Annotated in this window: 9 protein-coding genes; 6 read left to right on the forward strand and 3 right to left on the reverse strand. The window is 44.0% G+C overall.

What is annotated here, in order from left to right:
• Positions 1 to 72 precede the first annotated feature (72 nt).
• Positions 73 to 987 (forward strand): chemotaxis protein CheV, encoded by a 915-nt coding sequence (locus ACE1TF_RS02920; protein ID WP_375014050.1) that lies wholly within the window; start codon positions 73 to 75, stop codon positions 985 to 987.
• A 395-nt stretch (positions 988 to 1,382) separates the two neighbouring features.
• Entirely contained in the window at positions 1,383 to 1,571 is a 189-nt protein-coding gene (locus ACE1TF_RS02925) for a hypothetical protein (RefSeq protein WP_042396715.1), read from the forward strand.
• A 38-nt stretch (positions 1,572 to 1,609) separates the two neighbouring features.
• Here ACE1TF_RS02925 and ACE1TF_RS02930 read toward each other — a convergent pair whose 3' ends face one another.
• The 3 genes from ACE1TF_RS02930 to ACE1TF_RS02940 are packed head-to-tail and all read right to left on the reverse strand — an operon-like array spanning position 1,610 to position 3,940.
• Entirely contained in the window at positions 1,610 to 2,368 is a 759-nt protein-coding gene (locus ACE1TF_RS02930) for an HAD-IIB family hydrolase (RefSeq protein WP_375014052.1), read from the reverse strand.
• Positions 2,369 to 2,390: 22 nt separating this feature from the next.
• Positions 2,391 to 3,020 carry a flavin reductase family protein gene (locus tag ACE1TF_RS02935; RefSeq protein ID WP_375014054.1) on the reverse strand — a complete coding sequence of 210 codons (630 nt, stop codon included), beginning with the start codon at positions 3,018 to 3,020 and terminating at the stop codon, positions 2,391 to 2,393.
• Positions 3,021 to 3,073: 53 nt separating this feature from the next.
• Entirely contained in the window at positions 3,074 to 3,940 is an 867-nt protein-coding gene (locus ACE1TF_RS02940) for a YitT family protein (RefSeq protein ID WP_375014056.1), read from the reverse strand.
• A 110-nt stretch (positions 3,941 to 4,050) separates the two neighbouring features.
• On the opposite strand from ACE1TF_RS02940, the gene ACE1TF_RS02945 reads away from it, so the two are divergent.
• The 4 genes from ACE1TF_RS02945 (at position 4,051) to ACE1TF_RS02960 (ending at position 9,765) form a co-directional block, all read left to right on the forward strand.
• On the forward strand, positions 4,051 to 5,328 hold the full coding sequence (locus ACE1TF_RS02945; protein WP_375014058.1) for a D-serine ammonia-lyase: 1,278 nt from the start codon (positions 4,051 to 4,053) through the stop codon (positions 5,326 to 5,328).
• Positions 5,321 to 5,653, forward strand: a complete 333-nt coding sequence (locus tag ACE1TF_RS02950) for an MGMT family protein (protein ID WP_375014060.1) — start codon at positions 5,321 to 5,323, stop codon at positions 5,651 to 5,653. Before ACE1TF_RS02945 ends, ACE1TF_RS02950 begins: the two co-directional genes overlap by 8 nt.
• A 63-nt stretch (positions 5,654 to 5,716) precedes the next feature.
• Positions 5,717 to 7,342, forward strand: coding sequence for a catalase (locus tag ACE1TF_RS02955; RefSeq protein WP_375014062.1), 1,626 nt, complete (start codon positions 5,717 to 5,719; stop codon positions 7,340 to 7,342).
• 134 nt (positions 7,343 to 7,476) lie between these two features.
• Complete coding sequence (locus ACE1TF_RS02960) at positions 7,477 to 9,765, forward strand: NlpC/P60 family protein (protein WP_375014064.1); 2,289 nt, start codon at positions 7,477 to 7,479, stop codon at positions 9,763 to 9,765.
• The last annotated feature ends 583 nt before the right edge of the window (positions 9,766 to 10,348 follow it).

Below are 10,348 nucleotides of genomic sequence, written 5' to 3' on the forward strand. Positions count from 1 at the left end.
AAATATTCATGGACTTTCTTGTTAAATGAAGGCAATGGGCGTCCGATAATAAAGATAGAGAGGGTGACGATCATGGGAAGTAGCTCATTCTTTGAAACCGAATATGTGAATGAAGACTTAAACGAATTTGAGATTATCGTCTATCGTGTAGGTGACATATCTTTTGCAATAAATATATTAAAAGTGAAAGAGGTGATTCACCGAGGATCGATAACAGCAACCCCAAACCGGCATCGTTACGTGTCAGGTACGGTACAGTTTCGCGATGAGGCAGTGCCTGTCATTGAACTTCATCGTGTGTTGGCGTTAGAAGACTCGTTATCAACTGGTGATGAGAAGATGATGGTCGTGGAAGTGAACGGACAGGCGATGGTACTTGCGGTGGATGGTGTTGTAGGCATTTATAACATCAATTGGGCGTCAGTACACAATACCGATGAGCTTTCTGCAGGGTTAGAGTATCTAGCGACAGGCTATGTGAAGATGGATAATGAAACCGTACAATTTCTCGATTATGAGAAGATTATTATGGAAATTCATGATGAACGGCTGGATACAGGATTGACTGAGAAGGTAATGTACGTTGAAGAACGAAGCAATCAACACATCGTACTCATAGAAGACTCTGTGATGATGCTAAGGTCGATTGAGGACTTCTTACGCGCTTCTGGGTATACAAATGTGACGACATTTAAAAACGGTCAAGATGCGTTGACCTATCTTTTGGAGGGCGACCACTCCAATTGCGGGCTACTCGTTACAGACTTGGAAATGCCGGGAATAACAGGTCACCAGTTAACGAATGAATTAAGAAGGAATTCTGTGCATCAAGACTTACCGATTCTTTTATTTTCAGCGATGGTAAGTGAAAATGTACGAGAGCGAAATGAGCAAGTTGGCGTCACTCAACAAGTTCAGAAGCCTGACGTTTCGCAGCTTGTTTCTGTGATGGACGAGCAATTACACATACGCCCTTCTGTGTTGTAACAACAAAACTAAAAAATGAGTTATAAAGTCTATAACAAAAATACGCATATCACCTGTGGATATGCGTATTTTTTGTGTATAAAGAGTATTAACCATGCGGGTTTGCGGTATTGTGTTATATAAAAATTAAAATAATTGTTGACTGTATTATAACAAAAAGATACAATGAGCATACACTATTACAACACAAAGGAGAGGGAGAGGATGGCAATGAACGGAAAAACGAGAGAATCAACGGAAAAGTTGAGCGGAGCAGGCCGAGAAGAACCATCTGTTATTCAACAGATAAATGAGTACTACGAAAGAGGTTTTGAGAAGTTGTAAATTCGTCAGATGGTTCCTGATATGATAAAATGGCTTGAAGCGATTTTATCGTAGAAGGTATGGTGAATGAAATGGAAGAGAAAGAACGCTTGTTTACTATTGGAGAGACGGTCACATATGAAGGCGAGACGATGAAGGTCATTGCTGAGTATGAACGAACGATTGTAGCGGAATTTAATCGCTTCCCAATTCCTAATAAAGAGGAAGAATTTCCGTTTCGTCGTATCGTTATTAAAAAAGGAAAAGCAAAGCGCGTATAAACGATAAAAAGCAACAGCCACCTCGTAGCTGTTGCTTTTTATGTGCCGTATTTTTCAGCAAGTTTTTGTATGGTTTCAACGAGTGCAGCTTCTGTGCGACTTGTAATTGGAACTTGTTCATTTGCATGTATATGTACGGGGGGAAAGTCACCGACGATGACACTATGGTTAGCTTGAATAAACAGCGGGATATCATTCAAATCATTGCCGAAAACGACGAACTCCTCTACGCAAACACTTTGAAAAGCTTGGTGTTTGCTCACGTTTTTTGCGGTCAAATCAAACCGAGCTTCCCCTTGATGGCGATGCCGTGTGACATTCATCGTTGGGATCGCTTCAAGCAGTGGGGTCGGATCTTGGCAACCTAGGACGAGTATTTTTCCGATAAACGGGAGCTCGTCCACATTTTTAGCCGATGCTTCTGCCAGATGCACGTAGCTAGGAAGATATCGTTCGGCGTCATTTCCAACAACGGCGTAGTCCGTACTTGCTTCCACGAGATACGTGGCGCCGATGGAGTGCAGTAAACTTTGCATTCTTGCGAATGTATCAGTGTCAATGCCGACAAAACGTCGTAGCTGACGCTCCTCCCAGATTACAGCCCCATTTGCACTAATTAGCCGTGCGTCTACCAGCCTTTGATCAAGGACGGGTAGCATGTCCCGGATGCTCCTCGCCGATGCAAATGTGACCGTATGACCAGCCGTTTGCAAACCGAGCAACGTGTTCGTAATGTTTTCTGACATTTTTTTGCCTTCAAAAATGAGGGTGCCGTCCAAATCAAATACAAACTGCATGTTACATTCCGCCTTTTTGCCTTCACTTATTAGGATGAAGTGGTAGTGTAAAAGATGTAGGCTCTAATCTGCGATAGTCACCAGCCATTCGCGCAATGGGTTCAAAGTGATCGTAATTGATTTTGTAGTTCCCTTTATAAACAGCGGTATCGATGCTCGTATGGATCACTTCACCGAGAATGACGTGATCTGTGCCGACAGGGATAATCTGAGTGCACGTGCATTCGAACGCGACTGGTGCTTCTAAAATCGAAGGTGGGGAAACGAGTTTCGATCGTGCAGCAGTGAGGCCGCTTTTAGCAAACTCGTCTACTTCTTGGTCATAGGGTAAGGACGTTGTATACATCTCATCGGCATGATGAAAAGGCACGATATTGATGACAAATTCGTTCACTGAGCGAATGTTTTCTAACGTATCTTTTACGGTGCCTTCGCGATTTTGAGTTCCTGGACCAATTGAAATAAGCAACGTAGGTGGTTGCCTTGACGCAACGGTAAAGAAACTAAACGGAGCAATATTGCGTGTGCCGTCCTCGTGTTGCGACGAAACCCAAGCAATTGGCCGGGGGACGACCGATCCGGTCATCAGTTTGTACATGTCTTGTGTTGTGATGTCTTTAGGTTCAAAGTGGTGGGCGTTTTCTTGAGGCATGTAAACGCCTCCTTTCCGTATACTCTTCTTTTAGTGTAGCACAACAATTGTTTTTAATTGTGGAACTTGTTTTTAAATTTCCCGCCATGAACTTCTTGAGCGTCCATGACGGTAATAAAAGCTTCTTTGTCAATGTCAAAAACAATGGATTTCAGTTTAAGCACTTCAAGTCGTGTAACAACAATATAGAGCACTTCCTTATCCCGATGAGTGAAAGCCCCGTGCCCGGTCATGACAGTTAATGAGCGGCCGAGACGGTGAACAATCTCGGAACTGAGCCGCTTATGCTTGTTGGACACGATCATGACGGCTTTCGTTTCGTCAATTCCTTGCAAAACGGCATCGATCGTTTTTGAGGCAACAAAATACGTAATAATTGAGAGCATCGCTTGCTCCCAACCGAACACAAACCCTGCCCATGCAAAGATAAAGATATTCACAAACATAATAAATTCACCGACAGAAAAGGGCAGGTTTCTCGTAAGAAGAATCCCGATAATCTCAGTACCGTCTAACGCCCCGCCGTGGCGAATGACAATGCCGATACCGGCACCTAGAATAAACCCACCGAAAAGTGTTGATACGAGTGGTTCATGAATAAACGAATCCATATGAGCCAATTGCTGCTCTAAAATGGCAAGCACGACAATGGCAAACAACGATGTAAGAAAAAAATGTGGACCGATTTGCTTTAATCCGAAAAATAAAAACGGTAAATTGATAATGAGAACTAATAACCCAAAGCCTAAACCGGTGATTTGATTTAAAATTAAAGAGACCCCAATGACGCCTCCGTCAATGACCATATTAGGTATAAGAAAAAGTTGAATCGCAACCGCGGTTAAGGCGGCGCCGGTAGACACCATGAAACAACGATAGATCAGTTTCGAGATCGGACTTTGTTTTCTTGTCACATACATCCGAAACGCCCTTTCAACCAAAAGTAGTCGGCGAAAAGATTGCCTGTGTATTAACATATCGTTTCGGGTGGACAAACATGCCAATAATCCATCAAATAGGAGGAATTCTCATGCAACTGAAAGAGTGGATGCAACAACAAGGGTTAGATTGGGTTGTAGAGGAACGAGCCAATCTATGGACAAATCCTAATTACGAACCGACAGATCACTCATTTTTAGCCGATCAACAAACCACAGAAGACGCGTTCTTGCGCATTCAACGATTTTTACCGGTGCTGTCTCTATTGTTTACAGATGTAAGTGTAGAGATTGATGGATTAGATTCAATCATTCATCCTGTCGATAATCAATTCGGTACAGACCTGTGGATGAAACGGGACGACCTGTTACCGATCTCGGGTTCAATAAAAGCGCGAGGGGGGATTTATGAAGTTCTGTACGTGACCGAACAGATTGCTTTCAAACACAAGCTGTTGCACTCTGTAAACGACGACTATGAGAAACTCGCTCGCCCAGAAGCGAAGCGAATCTTTTCATCCTATGGATTTGTCGTTGGCTCTACTGGCAATCTAGGCTTAAGCATCGGAACCGTTGGACGGGCCTTTGGCTACACGGTTGAAGTACACATGTCAAAAGAAGCAAGCGATTGGAAGAAACGTAAACTTAGAGACGTCGGTGCGATTGTTACAGAACACGAACAAGACTACAGCTCTGCAGTTAAAGCAGGTCGAAATGAAGCGGCAAAACAAGAGAAGTGGCATTTTATTGACGATGAGTTGTCAGAGACTTTGTTTGCGGGATATAGCACGGCAGGAATTCTCGTTAAGAGACAAATGAAAGAACAAAACATCCGTGTCGATGCGAACCATCCGCTCATTGTGTATTTGCCTTGTGGGGTAGGTGGTGGCCCTGGTGGGGTTCTTTACGGCTTAAAACAGCAATTTGGTGAGCATGTGCATGGGTTCATGATGGAACCAACCGCATCTCCATCGATGTTACTCGGACTTGTTACGGGCCTTCATGACAGCGTTTCAGTTTATAATACGGGCCTTACAAATCAAACGATTGCCGACGGTTTAGCTGTGGCTACGCCATCTCGGTTTGTCGGTCAACGAATCGAACCTTTTTTGAGCGGGTGTATGACGGTGCGTGATGAAACGTTGATTCAACTCCAAAAAAAGATGTTTTCTAAGCAAAACATCTACCTCGAGCCTTCAGCGGCGATTGGATTGGCAGGACGAGACTTGCTCGAACATACCGAAGCAGGTAAACGTTACATAGAAATGAATTTCACTGAAACGGCGTGGAAACAGACTACACACCTCGTCTGGTCGACAGGGGGCAGTATGGTTCCGATGTCGGAACGAGAGGGGATGGCTCATGAGTAACTTTTACGAAGAAGTATATGTGCTCACAAAACAAATTCCGCCAGGTTCTGTTGCGACGTACGGTCTCATTGCACGGTGGCTCGGCAACCCGAGAGGTGCTCGGGCGGTTGGCTGGGCACTGCAAAGAACGCCTCACGGTGCTCGTATTCCAGCTCACCGGGTCGTGCGTCGAGATGGTACGCTAGCAGCAGACCATGTATTTGGGGGATCAGACATTCAAAAAGAACTGCTTGAAAATGAAGGTGTGCCCTTTAGCGGTAATGACCGCATTGATATGAACAAAGCCGTTTGGTCAGGTCCAGTAACGGATTGTTTTGATGCATAGATTTTTCCGATCAGGTAACGATAGAACTGAATTCGGAACATCTAGGCGAAGGAGCGAAGCAACATGGATGATGAAAAGAAATGGCGTGCATTTGGAACGAACGCAGATGGCGCAGGGGACGCAAATGATGAACGAAAAGCAGAAAATGAGAATGATGACACACTAACAAATCGACAAGGTCAGCCGGTCAAAGACAACCAGAACATTCGTACGGTCGGAAACCGAGGGCCTTCTACTCTTGAAAACTACGACTTTTTAGAGAAAATGAGTCATTTTGATCGAGAGCGGGTGGCAGAGCGTGTCGTTCATGGGCGTGGTGCGGGTGCGCACGGATATTTTGAATCGTATGGAAAAGTTGGAGATGACGATATTTCCAAGTATACGAGAGCGAAAGTGTTCACGAACACAAAAGTGAAAACGCCAGTATTCGTACGATTTTCAACCGTTATTCACGGTACACATTCCCCAGAAACGTTGCGAGATCCTAGGGGTTTTGCCGTCAAGTTTTATACAGAAGACGGGAACTGGGATTTAGTCGGAAATAATTTGAAGATCTTTTTTATTCGAGATGCGTTAAAATTCCCTGATATGGTGCATGCATTTAAACCAGATCCAGTCACAAATGTTCAAGATATGGAGCGGTTTTTTGATTTTGTTGCTTCCAGTCCGGAATCTACACATATGATTACGTTTTTGTTTAGTCCGTGGGGAATTCCTGCGAATTACCGGCAAATGCAAGGGTCTGGTGTGAATACGTACAAGTGGGTTAATGCAGAAGGCAAAGCTGTTCTTGTGAAGTATCACTGGGAGCCGTTGCAAGGCATCAAAAACTTGACCCAAACAGAAGCGGATGATATTCAAAGTCAGAACTTTAATCATGCAACTGAAGATTTGTACAAGGCCATTGAAGATGGGGAGTATCCAGAATGGGAACTTTACGTACAAATTATGGAAGACGGTGAACATAAAGAACTTGACTTTGACCCATTAGATGACACGAAGCTATGGTACAAAGACGAGTTCCCATGGTATAAAGTTGGGAAAATGACGCTCAATAAAAACCCACAAAATTATTTTGCAGAAGTAGAACAAGCAGCATTTGGAACCGGTGTACTCGTCGATGGCTTGGATTTCTCTGACGATAAGATGTTGCAAGGTCGGACGTTTAGTTATTCCGACACTCAGCGCTATCGTGTTGGCGCCAACTACTTGCAGTTGCCAATCAATGCGCCGAAAAAACGAGTCGCCACAAATCAACGAGATGGCCAAATGGCTTATCACGTCGATAGTCCGAAGAGTCATAACCCACATATCAATTATGAACCTTCCTTAATTGGAAGCTTACAAGAAGCAGATCGAGAAGGTCGCAAGTTTCATGAACCCGAAATTCACGGAAAGCTCGTTCGTGAAGCAATTGATCGCCCGAATAACTTTGGACAAGCAGGTGAGACGTGGCGGAGGTTCAATGATTGGGAGCGTGATGAGCTCATTACAAACTTATCTGGAGCGCTCGCAGATGCGGATACTCGCATTCAAGAAACGATGATTAAAAACTGTACAGAAGCCGATCAAGAATACGGCAAACGACTAAAAGAAGGTATCGAGAAGCAAATCGCAAGCACGAAAGCAAAACATGATGAAGGTGTAGAGAAATCACGTGAAATGGGTCAATCATCAGATCCATACTAGACAAAAAAGCTACGAGAGTGGACACTCGTAGCTTTTTTATTGAGAGAGTGTATATAAAGTAACTTATGCCCATCGTCATGTTGAGCGATGATCACCTATAATGAGAGTTTGCAATTCATTTATCAAATAAGGTGGTGGGGAAGCTGATCATTCGATTAATAGGCATGATTCTCGTAGTGATGATGGCTAGTTTCTCTGGAGTAGCAAAAGCAGAAGAACTAACCGATCCTGCAGCAGCACTAGCCGAGCAGATGATAGGGGAAAGTTCAGGCGACTGGTTAACATCTGAGTTTGTTCAGCATGTTTTCCGAGAAGCGAAGTCAAAAAATATCCCAAGTTTAGCCCACGAGCAACAACAAGTCGGTGAGCCCGTTGAGAAGCAGGCGTTACAAGCTGGAGACGTTGTTTTTTTCCAAGGGACAGGCTTGATGTCTGGCATCTACTTGGGTGAGGGGAACTTTGTCATCGTGACGAGCGAGGGAATCTCTCTACGAAACTTACATTCGAGTGCATATTGGGAAAATGCATACACTGGAGCCGTTCGGTTTGATCATGATGTAACTGATGAAGCAGCGACACTAGCGATTGTTTTGTTAGGGGAGAATGTTCAGAATTGGATCACATCGGAATTTGTTCAACATGTGTACGCTGAATCAAAACAAATTTCATTGCCGCGGTCCGCTGTCCAACAATGGATTGAAGGTGATGCTGTATCGGAACCAGAGCCTGGTGATGCCGTCTTTTTCCAAGGTTCGTACTTAATGTCAGGAATTTATATTGGTCACGGAAGATTTGTCATTGTGACGAGTGAAGGCATTTCTGAGCGGAATATGGAGACGAGCAGTTATTGGGGTGAGCGCTATATTGGCGCAAGGCATTTTGAAAGCACTGAACCACCAGTTTCTACAGACGATGAAATTGTTGAACTGGCGAGAGAGCTGATTGGGAGTCCGTACAATCGTTCTGGCACAAACCCGGATGAAGGGTTTCACTCTGGATCATTCGTGTTTTATGTATTTGAAGAGATTACAGGTAGTTGGTTGTCGATGCGGACAGCTTCATTGTTTGAAACCGGTGACTCGGTTGAGCGAGACGAGCTCGAACCTGGAGATCTTGTATTCTTCGAAAATGATGAGCAAGAACTCATCGTTGGCATCTATGCTGAAAATGACCAATTTATTATAGCGACATCGTCGGGTGTTGAGGAGCGACACATGGAATATAATCGCTATTATGAAGAGCGTTATGTTGGTGCGGTCCGTTATACCGGTGAACTACTTGAGAAAGCTCATCCGTCCACGTACGAAAACGCCGACCATCCGGTAGTGCGAGAGTCGATGAAGTATTTAGGAACACCATATTTAATGACGGGCAGTACATTGGATGCGTTTGATTGTTCGTTTTTAGTGCAAATGCTTTTTCGCGATGCGATGGACATCTATTTGCCGCGCATTAGCTATAAGCAGTGGGAAGTAGGAGAGACGATGATTCCTGAAGGAGCCGATATAGAAGCGATCGACTTGGACGATGAGCTTCAGCCTGGTGATGTTCTTTATTTCTCCGGTACGTGGCAGTCTGATATTTCTCATACAGCGGTCTATTTGGGTGATGATTACATCGTTCATGCTACCGGAGAAGAAGGGCAGACAACGATCTCTCATATGACACAATATTGGCGGGACCATTTCACTGGGGCGAAGCGATTTGATGATCTAACCATTTCATTTGAAAATGATGTCGTTTATGAAGCCTTTCAATTATTAGGTTCAGACTATCAGTCAGGTGGTAACAATTCAAACCAAGGGTTTGATACAGGAGGACTTGTGCAGTATGTCTTTAAAAAAGCGTGGGACTACAATATGCCCCGTTTTGGGAGATTACAAATGGAGCAGGGGACACCAATAGGTGACGCAGATGCACAACCTGGCGACGTGTTATTTTTCCAAGGCTCAAGCATTATCCCCGCCATCTATATTGGGAACAATCAAATGATTGCGGCGACCGTCGCCAATGGAGTAACTGTCATTGATCTTACAACGAGTGACTACTGGCCACCTCGGTTTATTGGTGCAAATACCTATACACACCAAACCGAAGAAAATGGAGCGGCCCGAGTAGCAGAGGGACTCATTGGTCAATCGTTCAATGATACTTCTCTTTCATTTATTGTTCATATTTATGAGCAAGGGGAAGACGTTCAATTGCCAACAAGCTGGGATGAGCTAAGAGATTTCGGTGATGACGTTCACATTGAGGAGTTACAAGTCGGAAACCTCATATTTTTTGATGACCCAACAATCGTTGGCATCTATATTGGAGATGGAAAATTTATTACAATTGTCAACGAACAGGTAAGTGTACAATCGTTAAATGGAGATTTTCGCTGGCTCGATCGTTTTTCTAGCGCAACGAGCATTGAGTAATATGCACGTGTTGAAGTTTGGAGCTTTCTAATGGCTGCTTCACTTCTAAATGGTATGAACATAAGATATCGGCCTTTACTTTCAAGTACAAGTGGTTGATTGCACTCCAGAGCACAAGTGCAACATCGGTGGTCAAAAGACGCCCCCGTGTTTTCTATGCACTCCAGAGCACAAGTGCAACATCGGTGGTCAAGAATCGCCCTTATGCACGCCAGAGCATAAGGGCGATGCGGTTTACGTTTCTGCCTACTGTCTACGGTGTGTGGAAAGAAGTCCAAACGCCCCATATATTCATTTATGTGACACTTTAGAAAGAAAAATCATTATTTTAAACGTGAATCCGCACATAAACGGAGTCAACGGTCACAAATCGCGATATATTGGACTTCAGTCAAGAAAGTAGACACTAAAAATTGAGCGCCCAAGTATAAAAGCCTACCGCACTGCGTTTGGTCCATCCTGCGTGGAGGACGTTGAAAATCACAACATCATCCACGCAGGATTTTTGGTCACATTCTGAGTTTTTCAGATTACTGATTCTTTATATTGCTGCTCATACTGCTTGGGTGAAAGATAACCCAAT

Source organism: Geomicrobium sp. JSM 1781026, assembly GCF_041949955.1.
GTDB lineage: Bacteria > Bacillota > Bacilli > Bacillales > Marinococcaceae > Geomicrobium_A.